The sequence below is a fragment of the Bacillus salitolerans genome, assembly GCF_042680805.1.
Lineage (GTDB): Bacteria > Bacillota > Bacilli > Bacillales > SA4 > Bacillus_CJ > Bacillus_CJ salitolerans.
In genome coordinates this window covers 1-23,623 of the sequence record NZ_JBHUEM010000003.1, presented here as the reverse complement: position 1 = coordinate 23,623, position 23,623 = coordinate 1, and the positions used below count along the sequence as shown (strand labels likewise).

The 23,623-nt window shown below is 37.9% G+C and carries 24 protein-coding genes and 1 riboswitch; of the genes, 8 read left to right on the top strand and 16 right to left on the bottom strand.

Going from position 1 to position 23,623, the window contains the following annotated elements; genetic code table 11:
* Positions 1 to 323: 323 nt before the first annotated feature.
* The 13 genes from ACFSCX_RS01675 to ACFSCX_RS01615 all read right to left on the bottom strand — a co-directional run bounded on the left by ACFSCX_RS01675 (position 324) and on the right by ACFSCX_RS01615 (position 9,435).
* Complete coding sequence (locus tag ACFSCX_RS01675; RefSeq protein WP_377927048.1) at positions 324 to 1,223, bottom strand: fumarylacetoacetate hydrolase family protein; 900 nt, start codon at positions 1,221 to 1,223, stop codon at positions 324 to 326.
* A 94-nt stretch (positions 1,224 to 1,317) separates the two neighbouring features.
* Positions 1,318 to 2,247 (bottom strand): type II secretion system F family protein, encoded by a 930-nt coding sequence (locus ACFSCX_RS01670; protein WP_377926366.1) that lies wholly within the window; start codon positions 2,245 to 2,247, stop codon positions 1,318 to 1,320.
* A gap of 3 nt (positions 2,248 to 2,250) precedes the next feature.
* A complete protein-coding gene (locus ACFSCX_RS01665) occupies positions 2,251 to 3,213 on the bottom strand; it encodes a type II secretion system F family protein (RefSeq protein ID WP_377926365.1) in 963 nt (320 codons plus the stop codon).
* Positions 3,213 to 4,652, bottom strand: coding sequence for a CpaF family protein (locus tag ACFSCX_RS01660; RefSeq protein ID WP_377926364.1), 1,440 nt, complete (start codon positions 4,650 to 4,652; stop codon positions 3,213 to 3,215). Before ACFSCX_RS01660 ends, ACFSCX_RS01665 begins: the two co-directional genes overlap by 1 nt.
* Positions 4,649 to 5,497 carry an AAA family ATPase gene (locus ACFSCX_RS01655; protein WP_377926363.1) on the bottom strand — a complete coding sequence of 283 codons (849 nt, stop codon included), beginning with the start codon at positions 5,495 to 5,497 and terminating at the stop codon, positions 4,649 to 4,651. The genes ACFSCX_RS01660 and ACFSCX_RS01655 overlap by 4 nt, the downstream gene beginning before the upstream one ends.
* Positions 5,498 to 5,516: 19 nt before the next feature.
* Positions 5,517 to 6,209: a Flp pilus assembly protein CpaB gene (cpaB, locus tag ACFSCX_RS01650; protein WP_377926362.1), complete on the bottom strand. Its 693-nt coding sequence runs from the start codon at positions 6,207 to 6,209 to the stop codon at positions 5,517 to 5,519.
* A 10-nt stretch (positions 6,210 to 6,219) separates the two neighbouring features.
* A complete protein-coding gene (locus ACFSCX_RS01645) occupies positions 6,220 to 7,137 on the bottom strand; it encodes a pilus assembly protein TadG-related protein (protein WP_377926361.1) in 918 nt (305 codons plus the stop codon).
* A 9-nt stretch (positions 7,138 to 7,146) separates the two neighbouring features.
* A complete protein-coding gene (locus tag ACFSCX_RS01640; protein ID WP_377926360.1) occupies positions 7,147 to 7,530 on the bottom strand; it encodes a TadE/TadG family type IV pilus assembly protein in 384 nt (127 codons plus the stop codon).
* The gene (locus ACFSCX_RS01635; protein ID WP_377926359.1) at positions 7,524 to 8,042 is read right to left on the bottom strand and encodes an A24 family peptidase; all 519 of its coding nucleotides are present in this window, start codon (positions 8,040 to 8,042) and stop codon (positions 7,524 to 7,526) included. The genes ACFSCX_RS01640 and ACFSCX_RS01635 overlap by 7 nt, the downstream gene beginning before the upstream one ends.
* A 427-nt stretch (positions 8,043 to 8,469) precedes the next feature.
* Positions 8,470 to 8,646, bottom strand: a complete 177-nt coding sequence (locus tag ACFSCX_RS01630; RefSeq protein WP_377926358.1) for a Flp family type IVb pilin — start codon at positions 8,644 to 8,646, stop codon at positions 8,470 to 8,472.
* 51 nt (positions 8,647 to 8,697) lie between these two features.
* Entirely contained in the window at positions 8,698 to 8,877 is a 180-nt protein-coding gene (locus tag ACFSCX_RS01625) for a Flp family type IVb pilin (protein ID WP_377926357.1), read from the bottom strand.
* A gap of 25 nt (positions 8,878 to 8,902) precedes the next feature.
* Positions 8,903 to 9,073, bottom strand: coding sequence for a Flp family type IVb pilin (locus ACFSCX_RS01620; RefSeq protein WP_377926356.1), 171 nt, complete (start codon positions 9,071 to 9,073; stop codon positions 8,903 to 8,905).
* Positions 9,074 to 9,090: 17 nt separating this feature from the next.
* On the bottom strand, positions 9,091 to 9,435 hold the full coding sequence (locus tag ACFSCX_RS01615) for a DUF192 domain-containing protein (protein ID WP_377926355.1): 345 nt from the start codon (positions 9,433 to 9,435) through the stop codon (positions 9,091 to 9,093).
* Positions 9,436 to 9,522: 87 nt separating this feature from the next.
* Positions 9,523 to 9,614, bottom strand: a riboswitch (cyclic di-GMP riboswitch).
* A gap of 414 nt (positions 9,615 to 10,028) precedes the next feature.
* On the opposite strand from ACFSCX_RS01615, the gene ACFSCX_RS01610 reads away from it, so the two are divergent.
* The 7 genes from ACFSCX_RS01610 (at position 10,029) to ACFSCX_RS01580 (ending at position 12,538) form a co-directional block, all read left to right on the top strand.
* Positions 10,029 to 10,163: an aspartyl-phosphate phosphatase Spo0E family protein gene (locus ACFSCX_RS01610; protein ID WP_377926354.1), complete on the top strand. Its 135-nt coding sequence runs from the start codon at positions 10,029 to 10,031 to the stop codon at positions 10,161 to 10,163.
* 156 nt (positions 10,164 to 10,319) lie between these two features.
* A complete protein-coding gene (locus tag ACFSCX_RS01605) occupies positions 10,320 to 10,541 on the top strand; it encodes a spore germination protein (protein WP_377926353.1) in 222 nt (73 codons plus the stop codon).
* 12 nt (positions 10,542 to 10,553) lie between these two features.
* The gene (locus ACFSCX_RS01600; protein ID WP_377926352.1) at positions 10,554 to 10,790 is read left to right on the top strand and encodes a spore germination protein GerPB; all 237 of its coding nucleotides are present in this window, start codon (positions 10,554 to 10,556) and stop codon (positions 10,788 to 10,790) included.
* A gap of 199 nt (positions 10,791 to 10,989) precedes the next feature.
* A complete protein-coding gene (gene gerPC, locus ACFSCX_RS01595) occupies positions 10,990 to 11,604 on the top strand; it encodes a spore germination protein GerPC (RefSeq protein ID WP_377926351.1) in 615 nt (204 codons plus the stop codon).
* 2 nt (positions 11,605 to 11,606) lie between these two features.
* The gene (locus ACFSCX_RS01590) at positions 11,607 to 11,780 is read left to right on the top strand and encodes a spore gernimation protein GerPD (protein WP_377926350.1); all 174 of its coding nucleotides are present in this window, start codon (positions 11,607 to 11,609) and stop codon (positions 11,778 to 11,780) included.
* Positions 11,781 to 11,862: 82 nt separating this feature from the next.
* Complete coding sequence (locus ACFSCX_RS01585; protein ID WP_377926349.1) at positions 11,863 to 12,240, top strand: spore germination protein GerPE; 378 nt, start codon at positions 11,863 to 11,865, stop codon at positions 12,238 to 12,240.
* Between the two features lie 79 nt (positions 12,241 to 12,319).
* On the top strand, positions 12,320 to 12,538 hold the full coding sequence (locus ACFSCX_RS01580) for a spore germination protein (RefSeq protein ID WP_377926348.1): 219 nt from the start codon (positions 12,320 to 12,322) through the stop codon (positions 12,536 to 12,538).
* A 117-nt stretch (positions 12,539 to 12,655) separates the two neighbouring features.
* Here ACFSCX_RS01580 and addA read toward each other — a convergent pair whose 3' ends face one another.
* Complete coding sequence (gene addA / locus ACFSCX_RS01575) at positions 12,656 to 16,384, bottom strand: helicase-exonuclease AddAB subunit AddA (RefSeq protein ID WP_377926347.1); 3,729 nt, start codon at positions 16,382 to 16,384, stop codon at positions 12,656 to 12,658.
* Complete coding sequence (gene addB / locus ACFSCX_RS01570; RefSeq protein ID WP_377926346.1) at positions 16,362 to 19,865, bottom strand: helicase-exonuclease AddAB subunit AddB; 3,504 nt, start codon at positions 19,863 to 19,865, stop codon at positions 16,362 to 16,364. The genes addA and addB overlap by 23 nt, the downstream gene beginning before the upstream one ends.
* A 193-nt stretch (positions 19,866 to 20,058) precedes the next feature.
* Here addB and ACFSCX_RS01565 point away from each other — a divergent pair, with 193 nt between their 5' ends.
* Positions 20,059 to 21,222 carry an MFS transporter gene (locus ACFSCX_RS01565; RefSeq protein WP_377926345.1) on the top strand — a complete coding sequence of 388 codons (1,164 nt, stop codon included), beginning with the start codon at positions 20,059 to 20,061 and terminating at the stop codon, positions 21,220 to 21,222.
* 436 nt (positions 21,223 to 21,658) lie between these two features.
* On the opposite strand, the gene ACFSCX_RS01560 is transcribed toward ACFSCX_RS01565, so the two are convergent.
* Positions 21,659 to 23,149 carry a class I adenylate-forming enzyme family protein gene (locus tag ACFSCX_RS01560; RefSeq protein ID WP_377926344.1) on the bottom strand — a complete coding sequence of 497 codons (1,491 nt, stop codon included), beginning with the start codon at positions 23,147 to 23,149 and terminating at the stop codon, positions 21,659 to 21,661.
* Positions 23,150 to 23,623 lie beyond the last annotated feature (474 nt).

Genomic DNA, 23,623 nt, shown 5'->3' with positions numbered 1-23,623 from the left:
TCTCGACAGCCATTTTTTTACTTTCTAATACAATATACGGTGGTTGTATCGTATACCTCATTTATTCTAGAAACAAAGGAGGAACATCCCAATATTTCCGTGAGAGGGAAGGGGTCTCATAGACATTTTGAGGCGCTTTGGCGGGTGAAATGTCTTTGATAGGGGTTCTCTTAGACATTTTGAGGCGCTTTGCCGGGTGAAATGTCTTTGAGAAGGAGGCTTTGGGCTATTTTAATGAGATTTGATTGTGAACTCCCTTTCGAACATTGAGGGTTTTTCTACAAACTAAGAGAAACCAACGTTTCTCCTAGTTTGTAACGATATTACCCTTCAATTTTATTTCGCAGCGTTCCAATTCCTTCTACAGTTACTTCCATAATATCACCAGGTTTCAGAAACTTTGGAGGTTTAAACCCTTTCCCTACACCTGCAGGAGTTCCAGTTGCTATAATGTCTCCAGGCTGTAGGGTCATCCCTCTTGATAAAATCGAAATAATCTTTTCAATTGAAAAGATACAATTTTGCGTATTCGAGTCTTGACGCTTTTCTCCATTGATCCATGTAGCAATATGTAAGTTATTAGGATCCTCAATATGGGAGGAGTGCACAATCCAAGGACCAATGGGACATGTAGTATCCAAGCTTTTGCCAAGAAAAAACTGCTTGTGCTTAGCTTGTAAATCGCGCGCAGTTATATCATTAAGGATGGTATAGCCGAATATATATTCTTTCGCTCGGTCCTCAGGAATTCCTATCCCTTCTTTGCCAATAACGATCGCTAATTCTCCTTCATAATCGAGCTGATTAGTTATCCCACTGTGATTAAGTACGATTCCTTTATGCCCAATGACAGTAGTAGGTGCTTTTGTAAAGATAATGATATCTTCTGGGATGTCAGCAGCACTTCCCATCTCAATAGCGTGGTCAGCATAGTTTTTTCCTACGCATATTATATTTTTTCTAGGTTTTGGGATAGGTGATAGAAGTTGAACACTGTCAAGTTCATAGAAGAAATGTTCCTGTAATGAAGGAATATGTTGAACAATTTCCTTTATCCGACTAATAAATAATTCTCCCATATCAATGGCTTCAACTAGGCTGTCAGGAACCCATGATTCACCAGTTAATGAGAATTCAGCCTTTTGTATATGGAGGATTGTTTTTTCGATCACAAGACCAATGAATGGTTTGTCGCTACCTGTTTTTGCTGTTACAAATTTCATCACTAGGTTAACCCCTTTTCCGGTGTTTTGTTCACTATATCATTTCGAGCAACGAGATAAAAATTCCTCCATTCAAAAAGCAGTGACATATAGATCACTGCTTAAAGGTTTGAAGAAATTGAATGATAGCTGGTCCTAATAATACAATAAATAAGCTCGGAAAGATAAAAAGTACAAGTGGGAAGAGCATTTTAATTGGTGCTTTCATGGCCTCTTCCTCAGCTCTTTGTTTCCGTTGATCTCTAACCTCAGCTGATTGAATTCTGAGAACCTGCACCATACCAATTCCAAGTTTTTCTGCTTGAATGATACTGCTTATGAGGACCTTTATCTCATCGACTGCTAATCGCTCACGAATACCTGATAGAGCCTCTCTTCTTGTTTTTCCAAGACGAATTTCTTCTAAACATCGATGAAACTCACTTGCTAACACTCCTTCCTTTTTAGACACTAATTTACTTAACGCTGAGTCAAAACCTAAGCCTGCCTCTAAGCTAACCGTCAACAGATCTAGTACATCTGGAAGTTCACGTACAGCAAGTTGATATCTTTTTTTAATTTTTTGCCTTAGATACATGTTCGGTAATACCCAAGAGGCTGCAAGAGAAGTAAAAACCATGAACGTTAACCCACCTGTTCCAAAACCTAGGAGTACCCCATATCCAATAGCTAGGAAAGGAAACAAAATGAATATAGCAATTTGAACTAACCTGTATTCAACAGGAGTCATACCAAAGGGGTTTCCAGCCTGCAAAAGCTTAATCTCAATTTTTGCCTCTTTTTCTCCAGGTATTTTTTTCTTAAAACCTTTTTTAAATTCACGCCAAATGGGTTTTAACATCCGCTGGAATAAGGACGGTGTCACTTCAGCATTTGGGGGATCCTCGTAAGATGACTCGGAATTTGAATTTCTATCAAAGACTAACGAGATTCTGCGTTTTACCCGTTCTTTTCTTTCATGTTGAAAGACAAGGATGGCATAGACGATAAATGTAATAGTTAAGAAAAAGGTAAAAAACAACATCGCTTACACCTCAATTGTGGTAAGTTTCTTTATACATATAAATCCAATAGTCCCTGATACTAACCCAGCACCTAGCATGATTAAGCCAATGGGATTGGTAAACAGTGTTCCAATATAATTGGGCTCAATAAGATAAAGAATACATGCAAGAATAATAGGAAGTAGGCCAATGACTATACCTGAAAGACGTCCTTGGGCAGTTAAGGTTACAATTTGTCGTTGAATCTTCGTACGGTCTCGTATCGTTTCGACAATCTTATCTAGAACGGTAGCTAAGTTTCCACCAACCTGACGTTGAATGACTATGGCTTGGATCATAAGGTCTAAGTCCTCAGAGGGCATTCTCTCTTTTAGTGCATGCAGCGCTTCATCAATACTGCTTCCATATTGCATTTCACGAAGCACCGTTTCCATTTCTTCTTTGATGGGTGAATGAGCTTCCTCTACTACTGTTTTTAATGCTTGTGGAAAGCTAAAGCCTGCTCTTAGAGATCCTACGACTGTTGTTATCATATCAGCTAGACTTTCATTAAAGGCAACAATCCGTTTTTTCTGCAGTCTTTTCAAGTACATCTTTGGAGCAAAAAAACCTAAAACACCACCGATAAGTAAGAAAACGATGTTACCTGAGATCAGTAAAAGCAGTCCCCCAGAGAACGCTGTTATGATCCACTGGAACATCACATATTCCTCTGGTTTTAACGGCAGGCCTGCTCGATCAATTTCAGTCTGCAAGCGATGATTATTATCTTTTGATAAGACTTGTTTACGTATTTTCTGCTTTGTTAATTGAAGCTGGACAAGAAGGTTAAACTTTTTTCGGTCTAATAACTTCTTTTCTTGAATAGATAAATAATGCTTCATTCGTTTTTCAAGCCGGCTATTGGATAAAAAAATGATTTGAAGAATGGCGATAAAAAATAGAAAGGAAGAAAACATCACTAACGATGACAAATACCATTTCATCAGGTCCACTCCTCTCCTTCAATGAACACGCTTGTCGGAATAAAAATACCTGACGTTTCTAACATCTCATAAAACTTCGGACGAACGCCAGTCGGAACAAGGCTTCCCATGATTTTTCCTTTTGCATCAATTCCTTCTTGACGAAAAGTAAAAATATCTTGAAGTACAATGACATCTCCTTCTAGTCCTTGTACTTCGGTAATGTTTACGATTTTCCGTGAACCATCCTTTAGTCGTGTTTGTTGAATAATAAGATCAACGGCTCCTGCAATTTGCTCCCGAATTGCCCGAACAGGTAATTCTACCCCAGCAAGAAGCACCATAGTCTCTAAACGGGCAATCATATCTCTAGGGCTATTGGAGTGACCTGTTGCGAGTGATCCATCATGACCAGTGTTCATAGCTTGAAGCATATCAAGAGCCTCTCCTCCACGAACTTCTCCAATCACAATCCGATCCGGTCTCATACGAAGTGAATTTCTGACAAGATCACGTATCGTAATTCCACCCTTTCCCTCAATGTTAGGTGGTCTTGATTCCAATGAAATGACATGTTCCTGACCTAATTGAAGTTCTGCTGCATCCTCTATCGTTACTATGCGCTGATCATTTGGTATGAAATTTGAAAGGACATTAAGGGTTGTCGTTTTACCAGAACCAGTCCCTCCTGAAACAAATATATTTAAATTAGCTTTTACACACGCTTCGAGAAAAATAGCCATCTCTCTCGTAACAGTACCAAACTGAATTAAGTTCTCTATCGTAAAAGGGTCCTTGGAAAATTTCCGAATTGTAATGGTTGGTCCATTTAATGCAAGCGGAGGTATAATCGCATTCACACGAGAGCCATCAGGAAGCCGCGCATCAACCATCGGACTGCTCTCATCAATTCGACGGCCAATTGGCGACACAATTTTTTCAATCACATTCATGACATGTTCATGGTCTCTAAACAGTACGTCTGTCAACTCAATCTTCCCATTTCTTTCTACATAAACATGGTTTGGTCCATTCACCATAACCTCGGAAACTTCTTCATCCATTAACAACGGATTGATAGGACCGAACCCTGTTAAGTCATTAATTAACTCATCTACCACTTTCTTTCGATCTATTTTCCCTCGAAACGATTCATCTTCCTTTATGATTTCGATTGCCATCGCGTCTAATCTAGGGATAATTTCCTCCACATTATCGTCCTTCATTTCAGCGATAATTTGTTTATGGAGACGACTTTTTAATTCTTGATGTTTGTTTATAGGTGGTTTTGCCGTTTTTACATGTTGGTGAGTAGTTGATTCCGAACGTTTTGATTCTCGAAACGCAGTTAACAAGTCTTTCTTAGGGGCTTTCGTAGGAAATAATTCCTCTTCTATTTCGACTTGGGTTGAGTCCATCTGGTGTTTATGTTTTTCTTCTAATTTCTTCAATAGACTCATTCTACTTCCTCCTTTAAACGCTTCCTTGTAAATAGCTTTGTAAGTAACGACGGACCTTTCGTTTTGATGATGGAAATTTCTCTTCTCGAAGAAATTTGCTCTGCCATTTTAAAAATGGATTTAGCGATTTCTGTTTTCCCATGATTCATCACAAAAGGTATCCCGATATTTAAAGACTGAGAAGCTATTTGAAAATCGTTTGGAATGAAAATTGGTTCTTCCTCTCCAAGAATATCAGCTACATCTGTTGCTTGTATCACACTTTCCATTGTGGCTCGATTGACAACAAGTCGGACCTTTTCTCTAAGTCCGAGCATATCCAATGTATCAAGCATCGATTTTGTATTTTTTAATGTTGCCATTTCTAAATTTGTTACGATGAGAATTTGATCTGCTTTCTCTAAAATGTGTAATCCTTTATCTTGCAGACCTACTCCAGTATCTGCTATCACATATTCATGCTGCTTCAGGAGTAAAGGGATTATTTTTTCTAGTGTACGTTCTGTAACAAGATCTGCAAATTCTGGTTTTTCTGGGGCTGCTAATATCCTTACACCACTCTCATGATGAGATAAATAGCTTGCTAACGTATATTCATCTAAACGTTCCAATTCTTGAATGACGTCTTTTATTGTAAAAGTAGATTGTAAATCCATAGCAAGACTTACGTCTCCGAATTGAAAGTCACCATCCATAACACCTATACGTATATTTTTTTTACAAAGGGCAACTGCAAGATTCACGCTTAAGAGAGTTCGACCAATTCCACCCTTTGCACTGCAAACAGCAATAAACTCTCCGCGTTTTTCGTTGTTCGACTCATGTTGTTCTAATTGTTGACCCATATTTTTCACCTCTATCCTCTCACTCCTTTGATTCGGGAGGACTCTTTACTGGTTGAAGTCTTGTATGAAGTGTAAATTGAATATTGCCTCGTTCAGAAGCGTTTATTAGCTTTACTGCATCTATAGGTTGTAGTTCAAGAGTAACAGACGAATATTCCACATATTCCTCTGTCGTATCTGATGCAGCAATAAGCTTTCGACCAACTGCTAAAACTCTTGCCTTTTGAAGAATTTGAGTTGTTTCTACTACTCTAGGATTTGTACTTATCTCCTCACTAAACACAACGTCCACGAAATCCTCTGGTTCAATCAAATTAGAAATGGATTGGACGAAATTTACACCAACTGAAACGGCTCGATAACCATCTTTCACTTTTCTTGAAACAAATATTTGTTCCTCTAATTCTGTTTGAACGCGATGTTCTAATAAAGGCTCTCCTGCTTCGATAGGAGAAGTGACATATTTTCCTTCCAAGTATGATAAATCTGTAATAACCTGTGGATGTAACCCTTTCTCTGGTACTTCCCTTAACTCGATTAATGTTCCGTTTAGTTTTGAATTAGCCGGGATTCTCTCTTTTGCGACTACAATCTCTACCATTGCTTCACTCATAACTACTTCTGTGTCAAATTGCTTCATGTAATTAAAGAATAAGAAGGTCGTGATACCTCCCATTACAATCGCTAATAGTAAAATAACTTTTGATCTCATGCTTGTTCACCTACTCTGTCAGTCTTATACTAAATGCCCCTCTACTTGCAGCTGATTCATCTATTTTTCCGGGTCCAGTCATTTTAATAAACATCCCATGTACCGACGTATCTTTGCCAGATACAGGCTTAGTTAAATAAAAGTACGCAAATCCTTTTACCATCACTTTCTTTATTTGTCCACCTGACGTATCGTATGCTTGATACACAGGGACTAATATAATTCTTGAGCACTTTTTATCAATCGCTGTTTCTAATGTGTATGGACAATTATCAATCCGTTCTTTAACAGCGTCCCGAGTCTTTCCTGCTACATTACCAGTTTGAGTTTCAATTATATCGCCAACCCTAATTTCATGCTGATAGCCATTCATGAAATTATCATAGTACGTAGCTGCTCCTGGTCCGCCAAGTGCTAATATTCCGAACCAGCCGTGGTCAACTCCAGACGTATCTGTTTTAAGCTCGTATTCTTCGTATAGTTCAAGTTCAAATCGTTCATCAATTCCAAGTGGAACTGCCCCCTTGGCTTGTCCCATTATTCCAACTTCTGCTGAAGCTGTTGCTTGAACAGGTGCTTGTTCCATGCCAAGTAAAGAAGCAAAGGACAAATCTACTTTTTTCTCCAGAGAAAGTCTCACCAGATCCTCCTCTTGAATGGAAATACTTTGTAAACTAGTTTGCTCCTTATGGAAATGAAGTACTTCCTCTACTATCCCTCTTACAGCTATTTCACCCTCTATTAACTTTTGAGCACCTGATAACGCGGCTGCATTTGCTGTTTTTTGAAGATGACTTTTCGTGACATATAATGAACCTCCATCAATGACAAGTCCTGTCATTGCTAATAACCCTAGCATGGCAACTGATACTAAAATTAGTGCAGTTCCATTTTCTTTCTCTATTAATCTACTAAGTATCTTTTTCATCGTATTCCCTCACTCTACACGTATGGTTGAGTCAGCATGAATGCGAACTGGATTCGGAACCAGACTTGAGATGATAGGTGTGATTAGTGTGACAGGAAATTCAAGATTTACCGTGACATAATCACCAGAGGTACGAGAAGCTTGATTTGGTGTAATTGTTATTGATAATTGTGCTGGATCACCTATGTCTATATAATCTCGAGCAAAGTCTGTTATTTCGATGTCCGTTTTCCCCAATCCGCCTAATCTTGCTGTTTCCTGAGTCGCTAACTGAAGATGTGAATAAAAATAGAGAACTCTACCAAAATCAATGATACCTACTATAAGAAGCAATAATATGGGTAACACTAGTGCGGTTTCTACTAATGATTGGCCCTTTTCGTTTCTTACCATAAAAGCACCCACTCTCTATTAAGTAAGCTTATGATGGCTCCTCCTACTATTGCCACTCCATATGGATAAGTGGTTTTTAACCCATCTTTGTCAATCATTAATGGGATTTTCATTCCCATCTTAATACAGGCTGCTGAAAACAGAATGGACTTTATTCTCTTTATAGCCCCTTTTCTAAATAAGAGGATCAATACGCCCATGACTCCGCCTATAATGGCCATAAAGATGGCTGTTGTTAGCACAAACATGACTCCCTTTAACGCTCCAATAAGTGCTAACAGCTTCACATCTCCAGCACCCATTCCCCCCATAAAGTAAGGGATTAACAGAATCATAAATCCCACAACAAAGCCAGTAACACTAAACCATAGTCCAGATAAACCATCCATCCAAGCATTGGAACCAATGGCTACTACTAGAGCTGGAAAAATGACGATATTATATATTTTCCTTTCTCTTAAGTCAGTAAATAGACAAATGGTTAATATGATGAGCATAGTAAAATTAATCATTTTATCACTACCTCTATTAAACTGTTAGAACAAAAGCTCAGGGCGCCCCGTTTAGCCTAAGGCAGAAATGTTCCTAAATGTGAAAAAGGGTGCTTTTCCCTTTTTATTCATTTAAGGTTATTTGACCTTGTAGCTAGGTGCTGGATCTGGATTCCAAGTGACTAGCCCATTCTCTTGCTGAAAAACTTTTATACTTTCTTAATAATTTTGAAAAACTTGGCTAGCGACCAGTCCTTCGACGCCAGCGTTCGCCTATTTTTTTTTATGCAGTTTCCTATTTGTAACGCAATAATAAATACGCAGTTCTTTAACTACATGAAAAATTTAATACTTTCCTATGAGCTAAAAAGAGCCCCACGTTTTGAAAACGTATGGGGCATATACTATTAGTTGATATAAAATAAGTATTAAGGCTATAACTGATAAATTACTGACCTTCACGATTTAATACAGCATTTGATACTGTTTCAAACATAGCTGTAATTTCATCACGTAACGCTACTAATGCACCAACAGCTGCTACGGCGATAACACCTAGTACCAATCCGTACTCTGTCATCCCTTGCCCTTTTTCTTCTTTTATTAGCCCTTTTAGTTTGTTCATTATTAATCTCTCCCTCTTCATTTTTTATATAACAAAATTACTTGAATAGAATTATTGACCTTCACGATTTAATACAGCATTTGATACTGTTTCAAACATATTTGTTATTTCATCACGTAAAGCGATTAAGGCTCCAACTGCCGCTACCGCGATAACACCTAATACTAAACCGTACTCTGTCATCCCTTGTCCTTTTTCTTCTAAAAATAATCCTTTTAGTTTGTTCATCATGATCTCTCCCTCTTCATTTATTTGATTATTCCCTACTTAATAGTATGGCGAGAGCATTTTCAAACATTGCTGTAATTGCATCACCAAGTATATTGAACAACCCGATTACTGCAATTGAAACTAGTCCCAATACTAACCCATACTCGGTTAGTCCTTGCCCATTCTCTTTTAGACTTAAGTCTATTAATTTCTTCAACATACAACCTCCTTGAATTACACTTCAAATGAAAGGACATCTCCTACTTTTAAACCAGTAGATGCAACCGTTCCTTCAGGTAATTCAATGACTGACTTTGCTTTCCGATACACTTTCGTGACTTTTCTCGGTTGCATCGATTCAACAATACCTACAACCTTCTGGTTATCATCCATAAATAATACGTCAATGTTGTAATTCATGAAGTACGTATGAACCGATTGGCAGGGCATGATGTGAAGTGCACAGCCTGAAGGGAGTTCACTAGAAAACATTAGCCCTTTTAATCGTGTGAAAAATGTATTTGCTTGTCCGATCTGATTAGCTAACTCGAGCTTCGTTTTCAGGTTGATGAGCTTCACCCGCCTTTTCACCTCCTTGTAATTAAAATAGCCCCACCTTTACCGAAAGTGGGGTTTTAGCTATAAAAAATGAAACGCCCCTATTCTTTCGGTAACTGGCTGGCGTAGTGTGTTTTTATCACACCTTAGCCCCTTTAGCTTTGCGTCACTGATTTTCATCAGCTTTGCCTTTATCGAGAATCAGCGTTTATGCTTCTGACTGATCTCTTGTAACTATCATAGGAGATATAACGGAAAAGACATATCCATCATAGAGCTTATTTTCCTCCTGCTAAATTATTGGTCTTTTGTCACATTTCGTTAAAAAAGATAAAGAAAATTGCAAAAGAAGCTTCATTTAATACCAATTGTTGGCTTTTTGTAGTCCATGAAAACTAGTTAACTGACAGAATTATTAGAATTCTGCAAATTACTGAGCTAATTCGTGACCATTCAACTATTTATTTTGTAGAAATATGCTATGTTTTGTAACTTTAGCACTTCTTTTATCGAAACTATTCCTTTTCTTTTCATAGTTTGTATAATTATTCTGTACATCTTATTACATATTAATTGTATGGATTCGATGATTTCTAGATAGTAGGAGAAGAAAAATGCTTGAAGTGATGATTGAGGAAAAAAGAAAGAAAATGATTTTCTTAGCCCTGGAATTTGGGCTTACAGCAGAAGAAACCGTAATTTGTAGCCAAGAATTAGATGAATTAATCAATAAAAAACTAGGCATCTAACTAATATATACGGAATTTTACAACTAGAACATGTAAGACTTGTCAGATAGACGAGTCTTTTTTATTTTTCTAAAGATTTTACTGTGACTTCGTGAACATTCCCAGGCATTTATCCATATTATACTGCATGTAATCTATTGAAAAAGGATGTTTTTAATGCCTGCTATTGTCGGTGCAGTAAAAGTTATTAGTATAGGGGCCTCGAGTGTCTTCAATATTGGTGATGTATTTATGATGACACCAAATTCTACAGCAAAAACCTTTTCCGGGGCAGGATCCTTTAATACTGGTGATGGTCTGCGGGTTTATAATAATCAGAGTTCAACGAATACAGATGATAATGATGCCGTTGATCAACCTATTGTAGATTTCAATTAGGAGGGACCTGTGATGAATTTCTATATTAATCAAAATATATGTATTCACCAGTTGAAAGTTGGCAGTGTTTCCAATTCATCGGTTCTACAAATTGGAAGCGCTGGAATGATTAAACCACTCTCAAACCTTTATAATACAGGTGGTTTTAAAGAGGCTGCCCCAAAGGCTGTTAGTCCTTATACAGGGCCAGTTGAAGGTGGAGGAGAAGTGGAGGGACCTGTTGTACCACTAACACCACCAATTGGTTAATTCATTTCCAGCTTATATTCTTAAACAGTGTTTTCAATTGGTGGAAGAATCTATTGAACTCTTCGTCCTGCCATATGGCTTCATATAGCGATTCGTAACATAGGCATTCACCCAATTCCAATCCAATGCATACAATAAAATAAGAGATTAGTTCGTCATGGGATGATTAAGCAATAGAAATTGAAAAGGGTGATCTTTTATGTACAACAACGGATATAATTTCTACGAATATTTACAGCAACTAGATCATTTTTTCCGATTGCAACAAAAAGAAATTGAACAATTAAAGAATCGAGTAAATACGCTTCAACAAGAGGTAGTTGAACTAAAGAAAAAGCCTGCTACGAATATAGAAAAAGTGGAATACAAATTTGACCAACTGAAAGTGGAAACATTAGAAGGGACATTAAACATAGGGTTAAATCCTTATCATTCAGAGCAGGTTGAAGACTTCGCTGTAAAGCAAGGTAAACTTAGTGTCCCAAAGTCTATTCCACAAGATGTTCAAGGCTATGTTAGAAAAGCTATCCAAGATTATTTAAATAAAAATGGATATCAATCAATAAGAAACCTTCAAGAAAAACTTGGTGTCCCAGTCAATGATGCCTATTATGACTTTATGATTCAGGATGTAAACAGACAGTTAGATGGACGTATTCAGTTTTATTTAGAACAAGTTCATCCCAATGAATGGAGTAATGAATCTCAATCCAAAGAGGCATCGGATCGAGTAATTGAAAAAATGAAACAGGATATTGAAAGTGCATTTGCGGCTTTCATTCAACATCTTCCAAAGGAATGGAATGGTGATTAATCATGAATTTTACTGTCGTCAATAAAGAAATCAAGGTCGATGATATTAGAATCGTTGGTGTATCAACTTCATCTATTTTTTTAATTGGAGATACCGAATCCATTTGTTTATCTTCTACCTTTGACACACCCCCAGAATCATTAATTATTGGACCTTTTGTACCGTTACGGGGATAAGGGAAAGCATCATTCAATGGAAAATTAATCTGTAGGATAAGGTACTACTAGAATTTGTGTAGTTATAGAAGGGAATGTGCTTATGTACCATCGTACATCTGTCGTGAATAATTGTTTTGTAAACTCAATTTCGTTCAGCTCCATTTTCGAGATTGGAGACGCCTTCAAAATTGATGCTAATACAAAGGCAATTGCGGTTCAGCGTGAATATCCTTACTTCCTTGATGATGAAGCAGATTTTTCATCGTACCCAATTTTTACCGAACCTATCCCAACACCTGTACATGACGAGGATGTTCGAACTACTTTTATACATGAAAATCCTGTTATTTCTGTTTCATCAACAGCTATTATAGGTTTATCGAGCTCGTCTATCTTTCAAATCGGCTCAACTAACCATATTCAGTCTGAAGCTCGTATTAAACATATACGACAATTATTACCACGTGAAGAGGAATAGGATCTAACATGAACATATTTACACCCAACTCATAAACTAAAGATGAGAGCTAATTTTAGTAAACAAAAGGGTGTTTTATATGCCTTCAATTGTAGGACCAGTCGTTATCAATAGCGTCGGTGGGGGAGTTATCAATTTTGGAGATTCGTTTAATGTTTCCCCTGTCAATACGTCAAAAACAAATGCTGGCTCTGGTGCTTTTAATACTGGAGATTTTATTATGACAAACAATGGGATTAGTGCAACCAATACATTTGATCCCGATTTGAATGACCAACAAACAACAGATATTGCCTAAAAGTGTTTCTCCCTAGGAGGATCTCTTTTAGGCATTATACTCATCTATACTCTCAGTTTCTAGAGGTTATTAGATTGCCTCAAAACAGGTAAAAGCCCCCAAAAGGGAGCTCTGAAATCAACATTGTATTAAATGTCCGCCATCAAAAAAGTACAAATATTTTTCATGTAATGGCTTTTTCCATATTCCTTCAATCGCCTTACTATAAAGCTCGATCTGAACTTTATACCGATCATGTAATACAGCTTTCGCTTGTTCAATGCCACCTGTGAATTTACCAGTGATTGTATCTGTTTTAAAGTCTAATAGGACAATCCCTTGGTCATCCTCAAATAATAAATCAATGACACCTTGTAGTAGTATAATTTCATTCTCACCTTTCCACTTTGGATAAGCTTCATTAGAAGGTAATCCAACACTAAATGGAACTTCCCTCATGACATTTTTTGCGTGCAGAATTCTCTTTCCTAGCGGGGATGAAAAAAATTCAACCACTCTATTTGTATCAATCATGGAAGCCTGTTCTTTTGTTAACAATTCATTGATCACCATAAGAGATAACTGTTCGCATACTGATTCCATAGTAACAGGGGAATCTAATTTGATATGCTGCATCACCATATGCATAGCTGTTCCCTTTTCAGCCGGTGTTACAGACTTTTCTTGTAAAAATCTTGGTCGTTCGGATATGGACTTTTGCATGGTTTTGATTAAGGTAGAGTCACTATATACATCTCGTGCCTCTCGCATCCGCTTAATTTCAGATACTGATTGTTTAGATCGATGAGTGGCTGCCTGTTGATGTGGATATTCCCATGTTAAGCGGTTATATACCAACTCAGCTAATTCACTTTGCATAGGCACTGTTTTACCATTCTTAATAGCGTCCAACACATCTTGGTCAAGCTCACTCTCAGCACCTTTACGAACCTCCAGGTTAGATGGGTCTATCAAGGAGATACTCCACTGTGAGGGATGATGCTCGATGTCCTGTGAAGTCTGTATGGTGGAACTGCTTCTCAAAATCTCACAATGAGAATGCCTGATAAGAGCTGGACCAATCCAGTCCATATAACATTTGGCTGTTGATCGATCATGGCTTGGAAGCAACCAGTCTTTATTTTCCAGCTGACTACACCATTTCTCTAATTTTTTTTCTAGTCCCTTTACAGCTCCTATGAGAAACAACTTCTCCTTGGCACGTGTTAAAGCAACATAAAGCACACGCATTTCTTCAGCTAACATCTCAGTTTTCATTTGTTGTTTTATCGCTAATTGTGGCAATGTTGGATAGCTTATTCTTAGTTTAGGATCAATAAATTTTGTTCCGAAGCCAAGATCTTTATGAAGTAAGACGTTACTATTTAAGTCTCTAACATTAAATTGTCTTGATAATCCAGCTACAAATACGACTGGAAATTCAAGCCCCTTACTTTTATGAATAGTCATAATTCGGACTACATCTTCCTGTTCACCTAACGCTCTTGCCGCACCTAAATCATCTCCGCGATCCTGCAATCGTTCGATAAAGCGAAGAAAACGGAATAGCCCTCTAAATGACGTTGATTCATATTGTCTTGCCCTATCATACAGTGCTCGTAAATTAGCTTGACGCTGCTTTCCTCCTGGCATGCCCGAAGCAAAGTCATAAAAGCCAGTTTTTTGATAGATTCTCCAAATAAGATCAGATAATGATCCTTGTCTTGCATACTTACGCCATTTTTGTAGCATTAAATGGAACTCCATTAACTTTTCATAAAGTAAATGGTATTCTTTTTCAGCTACACCTTCCTGAAGTAACGTTTTTACCGCTTCAAAGAAGCTACCTTTTTTATGCTTCGATCTAATATAGGCAAGCTCATTTGCATTTAGACCCACAATTGGTGACCGCAAGACAGCGGCTAGTGGAATATCTTGATACGGATTATCGATGACCTTCAATAATGACATCATAACGGAAACTTCGGATGCTTGGAAATATCCAGTAGAGAGGTCAGCATAAATGGGAATCCCTTGCTGTTTAAATTCCTCCATAATTTGAGGAGCCCAAGGCATAGAACGCAGCAAAATGACAATATCCCGGTAATGGATTGGTCTCATATTCCCAAGTTTTCGATCATAAACTTGGTAAGACTTTTGAACAAGCTCTTTTATCTTCTGTGCCATGACTCGTGCTTCCAACTGAACCGTTTCTAATTCAACAGAATCAAAGGCTTCTTCTTCATCTGTCTCTCTTTCCTCACCATCCTGGTGGATGATCATTAATTCAGCTTTTGTTAACGCACTTTCAGGATAGGCTGCTCCTAACTTAAGTTCTGCCTCAAAGTTGTATTCAATTTCTCCAACGGTTTCATCCATAATTTGTTTGAAAATGTAGTTTGTCCCATCAAGCACTTCACTGCGGCTTCGGAAATTTTGCGATAAGTCAATCTTCATTCCTATTTCATTGCCATCACTGGAGAACTGTTTATATTTTCGTAAAAATAACCCTGGTTCAGCAAGCCGAAATCTATAGATAGATTGTTTAACGTCACCCACCATAAACAGATTATTTCCTTTTGTAACAAGACCGATGATGGATTCTTGGACAAAGTTCGTATCCTGATATTCATCCACTAGCACTTCATGAAAGTGACGCTGGAAATATAGAGCAGCATCTGACGGGACTGTACTTCCATCCTCTAATTTTGTTAAGAGGATTTCCAAGCAGAAGTGTTCCAAATCACCAAAGTCAACTAACCCTTTCTCTTTTTTCAGCACTTCATAACGCTCTCCATATTGAACGACTAATGAAACTAGCGCCTGAACAGACGGTTGTAGCTTCACTAAATCCTTTACAAAGGATTCTGGTCTCCTAGTGAAATAACGCTCTTGCAATTGTTTCAGCATTTTTTTCGCTTGTTCTCTTATGTCTTTTACTTGGTCTTTTAAACCTTCATCAAACTCATCACCTTTACATGGCTTTAACGTACTAAAGGTAAGAGTTTGTATTCGATCATATAATACTTCCCAGCCTGACTGATGAGCTTGGAGTAATTCATGAATTTGCTGAATGTCTGCTTCAATATTGACAGCTCTAGGTGCAGGTCCCCCTGGGAATCTTGTTATCTCAAGTGCTTTCACTAGTAATGACTTTACACCCTCTAATTGCAGCGAGATTTCCTTTTGTAATGGCTCTATAAAATCTAAATGATTGATACTCGTTTCTTCTGTTACTTGATAGGACTGGGTGAGCTCATTCAACCACTGCTGAGGATGTGGATGGGCTCTTGATTCATCATATAGCTTACGAACCATTAACTGTAAGTCAAGGTCACTTCGATCTCCTGTGTATCTATCAACAAGATCAAAGAAGGACTCATTACCTTCAATTCCATATTGTTCCTCAAACAACTCTTCCATGACCTCATCGCGAAGAAGCTCGGCCTCCGTATCCTCTGCAATACGGAAGGATGGATCAATATTAATCATGAAATAATACTTTCGAATAACTTCTAAACAAAAAGAGTGCAAGGTAGAGATGGGTGCACGGTTTAGTAAGCTTAGTTGCCTTCGCAAATGAAGCGATGCAGGATTTTCTGATAAGGCTTCTTCTAACGCTTCACCAATGCGGTGCCTCATCTCTGCGGCTGCCGCGTTGGTGAAGGTTACGATAAGTAATCGATCTACATCAATCGGGTGATCCTTATCCATTACTTTACGTATAATCCGCTCAACAAGGACTGCCGTTTTTCCGGATCCTGCAGCTGCTGCTACTAATATATCTGACCCACTTGCTGCAATCGCCTTCCATTGATCATCTGTCCACTGCACGTCACTAGGCTTAGGAGGAATAGAGTGTTTCATGTTCTTTCACCTCCGTTTGGATTTTCTTTAATATCGATTGATCATCTGATGCTTCTAGCAATCTGAATGAATTTTCACTTAATGATTCATCAAATTGACAAAATGCTTTAAAGCTACAATACGTACAAGGGGTTTTCCCTTTCAATTGATAAGGATTAATGTCTACTTTTCCATCAAGCATTGTATTTCCAATTTGTTCAAACGTTTTTCGTACATGCTTACGTAACGTATTAAATTCTTCTTCACTTGCAACCGCGGAATAATCATAAAATCCACCTGTTTTTTTCAGCCCAGCAGAAATAATCTTGGAATGACCCGAATCTAGAGTTGTATCCATTAATCTTACTGCTTCTTCATCCCCTAATAAGAGGCCTTTCATTTTAAAGCTTTTCAGCAATTCTTCTTCAATGTCTTCCATATCTAGTTCCGCTTTTGCTTTAATAATCGGATTATGAACATGAAAATATAAAACCCCTGCTGGTATGGCAACATCACCAATCCATGCTTTCGCATTTGATAAGACGATATCTAAATACGTTAACATTTGTAGGGATAGACCGTAATAAACCTCAGAAAGATTCATAGACTTTTGACTAGATTTATAATCAACAATGCGTAAATACGTACCGTTTCTTCCTTTTGCAGCATCGACTCTATCAATTCTACCGATAAGCTCCATGTTTACATCATTTTTCAAATTAAATCGTAGTGATGGCAATTGTCCATTTCGTCCAAATCCTAACTCTAAACCAACTGGGGTAAACCCGCTGGCTTTTGCATGCTCACTTAAAATAATCGAAGCTCGTCCAATGACTTGCGTTAATTTTCTTTTTAAGTAATGATAACGATTCGAGCTTAGTAAAATCTCTTTTTGAATACGGGGTGCTAGCACTTCAACGATTTCATGAGCCATGTCCTCACATTGCTTCTTTGTTAATTCACCCCACGTTAAATTGTACTCTTGTATTCGATCGGCAATCATTTTTAAGGCAGCATGGAAAAACTGACCGATATCAGGTGCTTCTAAACGATAGATTTGACGTTCCTGAAGCTTCAGACCATATGATGAAAAATGGGCGAAAGAACATCCTTGAAAGAGTTCCATTCTCGAAACACTCGCCGTCATCTCTTTCCCATATAACTCCTCCGTTAAGTTAGTGGTTAGCGGTTTTTCACTATTTATATAGAATAAGCTACTAAGCACCCTTGAACGTAAATGCATCCACTCCTTTTTCTCTTGAAGTGTATTATAGACATCCCACCATAGTGGAGCAATTGGATAATGTCGAGTCCATTGCTGCATTTGTGTAGCTAAGTAAGAGATTGTTTTTAATGGATTTGTTACATACTCTAGTTGCTCGTCTATTGGTAAACCCTCTGGATCCTGCAAGACAAGCTGTTCTTTTAAAGTAGGAAAAATATCCTTTATTCGTTTTATAAAGATGGAAGGAACGAGAGACTTCCCTTCCTCATTTGCAAGCGGATAGGACAGCCATAGCTGCTTAGATGGTAAACATACAGCCATATATAACAAAAATTGCTCATCTAATAGCTGTTGTTTACTGCCTGGTGCCAATGAAACACCTGTTTTCGATAAGACATCCCGCTCATCTTCATTAAGGATTCCTTCATCACTTGGAACTGCTGGAATGACACCATCTGTAACACCTAAAATGAAGCTTGCTTTTATATGCGAAAACCTTGAATGCTCAAAGTCACCCACTAGGACTTGGTCAATGGCAGGTGGAACAAGTGCAAAACGGAGAGACTCCATGCCTGCCTCCATCATGGATTGGAAAAGTGATAATGATAAAGGCTCCTCTCCCATTAGTTCCACAAATTGATCGAGTAAGTCAATGACCGCGTTCCAAACTTGATCATGCTCCCTCGATCTACTTACATCTCCAGATTTTTCAGCTTCATTCCGCCAGCTTTCCAGCTTTTCAGGTACTTGCAGCTGTTCTAGAAGATGGTACAGTGCTTCAGCAAAGCCTCTTCCCGTATGAGCAGTTTTGAGGTTTTTTTCAAACTGCAGAAGTGGTGTTGTAATCATATCTTTTAATTCATTTATCTTTTCTTCTTTTTCTACCTCAGCCGATGTTTTTGCTAAGCCTTGATCGTCTATTCCTACAAATCGGTAGTACGACCATTTACCAGCATCCCTCCACTTTTTGGATTGAATGCCATAAGCCAGTACATAATTTTCTAGTTGATCAAACTCTTCACGAAGCTGAGCCTCATCTGTCCCAACTGGAAAAAGTATGTCTGTTTTTACGAGCCTAAATACAGACTCGTATCTCCAATTACCCGTGATAACCTCCATAGCGGAACGTATAAATTCAATCAATGGATGATGAAGCATCGAGCGCTTTTCATCAATGAAAATAGGAATCTCATATTCTTGAAAAACGGTTTCAAGGAGGTCATGATACAAACTTGTATTTCGTAAAATAATCGCCATATCACGGTATCGATACGATTCTTCTCTTACTAGCCTAATTATTTCTTTCGCTGCTGCTTCTACCTCTACTCTTCGGTTACCCGCTGCTCTAAGCTTCACAGTTGATGAATCATTCGATGGTACAGTCGGACGCGATTCGAAATGTGATTCTAGATGAGAAAGTGCTTTATTTTCTGAGCCTCTTCTATTTTGTGTAAGAGAATGAATGTTCATTTTTGTGCCTGTTGCTTCTGCAAGGGTTACGAGTTGTAAATACGTTTTCCCTGTCATATGGAATAGATGAAGTTCATGTGGCTGATATGACAGAGGCTTCTCTAGTGTTAAGGCAATTTTCACTTCCTTAGAAACCTTCATTAGTTGCTGTAGGACCTCAAATTCTTGAGGAGTAAAGCTATGAAAGCCATCAATATAGATGGTTGCCTGTTTTAAATAAGTTGAGTATGGTATTTTTTCAGATAGTAATCGTAAGTAATCCTCTGAGTCTACATATTGATGCAAGAGCTGTCGTTCAAACTCTTCGTATATGATCGAAAAGTCATGTAATTTATGGGTTAAGGTGATGTCATTTATATTTCCGTCAAGATTTTGAAGTTGTTGTTTGATAGAATCTGATGTTACACAGTAGCGTTTACATTCCTTAATCATGCTTTCGATTTGGTCAATAAATCCTGATTGATTTGCTGCTTTTTTAAAAACAAGGAATTCGTTCTTTCGGTGCTCGATGATTTTTCGAAGTAACATGCTCGTCCCGACATTATCTAAATGATAGCGGCTAATTCCTCCCGTTTCCTGCAGAACACGCCACGCAAGTCGAGAGAAACTAAAGACTTGTGCCCTAAGCATACCTATTATACCTGGTGTTGTAATGAGATCATACTCGATTTGGAAGGTCATTTGATCAGGAACTAAATACACAATAGGATCTCCCATTGGCTTTGTAAGTAAATGCTCTCTTACTTCTTCAAGCATCTCATATGTTTTCCCGCTTCCAGATCTTCCTACTAAGACATGAAGTGTCATTCCTGACATCTCCCCTTTTTCTTTCGATTCTATATTCCTATTACTCTATTGTACTTGAAGTATTTTCTTTTGTTCAATGGACAACCATTGGAAGTTCAAAATAAGACGACTTACCATCCAAGTGATGCCTGCATAATGTAACGTAAATGATTAACCAAAAGGCACCACATTTTTAACATAGGGTGGGATTTTTTTGGGCTCAACTCCTAAACAACAAACAGCACGATACCATCTTATTTCCTTTTTACTCATTTTTATGGGTTTGTTCGTAGCTTGCAATATTTACACATTAATTCCGCTTTACCCCATCATTTCGTTAGAATGGAGCACTCCAATCACTTCTATTGTAGGGGGAAGTACCTCTTTTATGTTTTGTTATGCAGTTGGATTACTACTATTTGGACCGATTTCAGATCAGTGGGGACGGAAAACGGTTATTGTCATTGGTATGCTTTTATTTTCGATAACGAGTCTTTTCGTTGCCTTTTCTGAGCAACCATCAACACTTTTAGTAACAAGAGGAATTCAAGGTTTCGCTGGAGGAACATTTGCTCCAGTCGCCTTTGCGTATACGTTTGAATTGTTTGAAGGGAAATATCGTACGCTTGTCCTCGCTTTAATTAATACAGGTTTTCTCGTTGCAGGTATCATCGGCCAACTCATTAGTAGCACGTTAGCAAACTTGCTTGGCTGGCCCTCTGTATTTTATTTTTTCTCCATCGTATATTTCTTATTATTCGTATCCTCGTTTTTAATCCTTCCAAGTCGACCAAGAAATTCTCGGAATGGTCCATTCGTACCTGTATCAGAGTTTATCCTTTTCATAAAAAATCAAAGCTTGCGATATTCCTACATGATTGCGTTTAGCTTATTGCTTACTTTTGTAACGTTTTATGACACTCTTGGTGCACATCTTGCTGGCCAGGTTACTCCCAATCAATTATTTGTTATACGCTCAGCTGGATTAATAGGGACTATTCTATCCTTATACGGGGGGAGGGTTATTCATAAAATACGATTAAAAGGTAGCTTATTAGTAGGGCTTATCATGCTCATAGTAAGTTTAACGGCTTTTATGATATTCTCGAGCTTTCTTCCCATTCTGTTCGTTTCCATATTGTTAGTCGCAGCAATTAGCTTATTACTCCCAACCATTATTATGCTTATCGGTATATTAGGTAATGCTGCAAGAGGTAGTGCAATTTCACTTTATTCGTTCACGTTGTTAACAGGTGCTTGCCTTGGGTCTCTATTGACTAGCCTATTAGCTTTTAAATTTGTCATTCTCACCTTATTGCTTTTATCTATTGTCAACCTATTGTTGATTCGGAAAATTTCCTTTCCAATCGAACCATAAAATAACTCTTATTAGGAAAGGAGAGCTATATTAAGTATTAGTTCATTAGTTCTCATTCATGATTGATCTGCCATCATTGGGATGGGGCCAACCTTATTCGGTCTTGTCCTGTATTGAAAAATCAATCTCCAATATTCCATAACTACTTAAATTTCTTACCGAAAATTGGTGGTGGTACTTTAGCTGAAGTATTCGGTATTACATTAGTCATTTTCGGAAAATATGGTTCTTTTCTCGCATTATGGCTAATAGGATCACTCATCGTTTAAGTCGCGATTGGTGTAATTATCCCTAAAGCCAAAAAGCTGGCTGCATGGGTGCAGTCTAATGAAAGTCAATCTTCCGTTGACAATTGCTGTATGTGTTGCCACAACTCTTGGCGCAGTAGTAAAGCTAAAAGGATCAACATGATGATGTTGATCCTTTTAGTTCTTTTCTAACTAACAATCGATTGATATTCTGTTTGAAGATATTTCTTATCTATTTTTCCTACGTGTGTTTTGGGTAATTCCCGCATTATATTGAAATACTTCGGTACTTTATATTTCCCTAGTTTTGATAGACAGAACTGTTGAATTTCTTCTAGCGTTAATGATTGTCCTGGTAAGACGGAGATAAAAGCAGTCACCGCTTCTCCCCATTTAGGATGGGCTAATCCAACCACTGCGACCTCAAAAACAGCCGGATGATTTTGAATACATTGCTCCACTTCTAGTGGATACACATTTTCTCCACCTGTAATAATCATTTCTTTTTTTCTGCCTACAATGTAAAAATACCCTTCCTCATCAAATTTGGCTAAATCACCCGTATGTAGCCAGCCATCGATAATAGTTTGTCTTGTTGCTTCTTTGTTGTTCCAATAATGGTCAAATACATGGTTACCATCTAACAGAAGCTCTCCGACTTCATTTACATTTGCACTTGACCCGTCAGTCTTTAAGATTTTCACTTTATTAAACATCATCGGCTTACCAATAGATCCATTTCGTTTTTTTGCTTCATTTGGATCAATATAAAAATTGTTTGGTCCTGCCTCCGTTAAACCATATCCTTCTTTAAAGGCAATGCCTTTTTTCGAAAAGGCCTCATAAATCGTTAATGGACAAGGTGCCCCACCCGATAGAAACGTCTTTACAGATTGAAAAGTTGCCTTCTCAAAAGCTGTCGTTTGTGAAATCAAATGATACATGGTCGGCACCATTAGTAGAATGGTACAGCTCTCTTTTTCTATTAAATGTATCGCATTTTCCGCATCAAAATCCCTTGAAAACAAGACCGTTCCCCCCATCACAAGGATAGGTATGGTTAATGCATTTAATCCCCCAGTATGAAACATCGGTAAATACGTTAACGTCACATCGTCTGCTGATAAATTCCAACTCACAATGGTATTGAGGGCATTCCATTGAATGTTAGCGTGAGTTAAGACAACACCTTTTGATTTCCCAGTCGTTCCACCTGTATATATAATCGTCCACGGATGGGTCTCATCTACATTAATTGCGTATGCTAGTTCTTGGTTTATAAAGATAGCTTCATAGTCTTGATGATCAACTTGAATACTAGCAAGTTCTTCATTCATCAAATCATTGAACCGTGAATGATATCCTAAAAGCTTAGGTGTGCAGTCTTCAATAATTTGATTTAATTCATGTACTGAGAGTCGCCAATTAAGGGGTACAAAAATCGCGCCAATTTTTAAACATGCAAATATAAAATCAAAATAGCTTATATCATTTGGACTTAATAGAGCAACTCGATCACCCTTTTTAATGCCTTGTTCCATAAAAAAACATGCGAGTGAATGGGCTCGTTGATTTATCTCTCTATACGACCAACGCTTCTGTGTATCTCCGTCAATAATCGCACTTTTAAATGGTGTTAGCTGCGCACGCTTCTCAATCCAATCTATATCCCACCTCACAGGCGCATCTTCCTTTCCCAAGCAAATTATAATTACTACTATAAGATGCTGGGTTGCAAACGAGTTACAGGATGGTGGATTTCCGTGATGGATTCGAATAGATAAAAGATTATTGGTGAGTTTTTTAAAGGGCTGTCAGCATGATAAGAGATGGTGTTTATTTAGGGTAATACTAACATATGACGGTTATCTTTTGGATTGTGGAAATTAACATATGGCATGGCACTGGGGTTATTCGACTTTTGGATCGCGATTCTTCTTCAAAATGTTTATTACTTTGGGTTATTCGACTTTTTCATCAGGATTCTTCTTCAAAATGTTTATTACTTCGGGTTATTCGACTTTTTCATCAGGATTCTTCTTCAAAATGGATAGAGTCTATATAATTGTGTAAAAAGAAAAGGGGTCATACGAATCCCATGTTACAATGTTTTCGACCAAGAAAATTTTGTACAGGAGGATTTGTTATGACCC

What these genes read in the sequence shown, in the direction of transcription:
- addB (WP_377926346.1), bottom strand. Translation starts at nt 19,865, where the DNA reads ATGACACTTCATGTCTTAGTAGGAAGATCTGGAAGCGGGAAAACATAT.
- ACFSCX_RS01660 (WP_377926364.1), bottom strand. Translation starts at nt 4,652, where the DNA reads ATGAGTCTATTGAAGAAATTAGAAGAAAAACATAAACACCAGATGGAC.
- ACFSCX_RS01580 (WP_377926348.1), top strand. Translation starts at nt 12,320, where the DNA reads ATGCCTTCAATTGTAGGACCAGTCGTTATCAATAGCGTCGGTGGGGGA.
- ACFSCX_RS01665 (WP_377926365.1), bottom strand. Translation starts at nt 3,213, where the DNA reads ATGAAATGGTATTTGTCATCGTTAGTGATGTTTTCTTCCTTTCTATTT.
- ACFSCX_RS01605 (WP_377926353.1), top strand. Translation starts at nt 10,320, where the DNA reads ATGCCTGCTATTGTCGGTGCAGTAAAAGTTATTAGTATAGGGGCCTCG.
- ACFSCX_RS01670 (WP_377926366.1), bottom strand. Translation starts at nt 2,247, where the DNA reads ATGTTGTTTTTTACCTTTTTCTTAACTATTACATTTATCGTCTATGCC.
- cpaB (WP_377926362.1), bottom strand. Translation starts at nt 6,209, where the DNA reads ATGAGATCAAAAGTTATTTTACTATTAGCGATTGTAATGGGAGGTATC.
- ACFSCX_RS01640 (WP_377926360.1), bottom strand. Translation starts at nt 7,530, where the DNA reads ATGGTAAGAAACGAAAAGGGCCAATCATTAGTAGAAACCGCACTAGTG.
- ACFSCX_RS01585 (WP_377926349.1), top strand. Translation starts at nt 11,863, where the DNA reads ATGTACCATCGTACATCTGTCGTGAATAATTGTTTTGTAAACTCAATT.
- ACFSCX_RS01625 (WP_377926357.1), bottom strand. Translation starts at nt 8,877, where the DNA reads ATGATGAACAAACTAAAAGGATTATTTTTAGAAGAAAAAGGACAAGGG.
- ACFSCX_RS01630 (WP_377926358.1), bottom strand. Translation starts at nt 8,646, where the DNA reads ATGAACAAACTAAAAGGGCTAATAAAAGAAGAAAAAGGGCAAGGGATG.
- gerPC (WP_377926351.1), top strand. Translation starts at nt 10,990, where the DNA reads ATGTACAACAACGGATATAATTTCTACGAATATTTACAGCAACTAGAT.
- ACFSCX_RS01675 (WP_377927048.1), bottom strand. Translation starts at nt 1,223, where the DNA reads ATGAAATTTGTAACAGCAAAAACAGGTAGCGACAAACCATTCATTGGT.
- ACFSCX_RS01600 (WP_377926352.1), top strand. Translation starts at nt 10,554, where the DNA reads ATGAATTTCTATATTAATCAAAATATATGTATTCACCAGTTGAAAGTT.
- ACFSCX_RS01590 (WP_377926350.1), top strand. Translation starts at nt 11,607, where the DNA reads ATGAATTTTACTGTCGTCAATAAAGAAATCAAGGTCGATGATATTAGA.
- ACFSCX_RS01610 (WP_377926354.1), top strand. Translation starts at nt 10,029, where the DNA reads ATGCTTGAAGTGATGATTGAGGAAAAAAGAAAGAAAATGATTTTCTTA.
- ACFSCX_RS01655 (WP_377926363.1), bottom strand. Translation starts at nt 5,497, where the DNA reads ATGGGTCAACAATTAGAACAACATGAGTCGAACAACGAAAAACGCGGA.
- ACFSCX_RS01635 (WP_377926359.1), bottom strand. Translation starts at nt 8,042, where the DNA reads ATGATTAATTTTACTATGCTCATCATATTAACCATTTGTCTATTTACT.
- addA (WP_377926347.1), bottom strand. Translation starts at nt 16,384, where the DNA reads ATGAAACACTCTATTCCTCCTAAGCCTAGTGACGTGCAGTGGACAGAT.
- ACFSCX_RS01645 (WP_377926361.1), bottom strand. Translation starts at nt 7,137, where the DNA reads ATGAAAAAGATACTTAGTAGATTAATAGAGAAAGAAAATGGAACTGCA.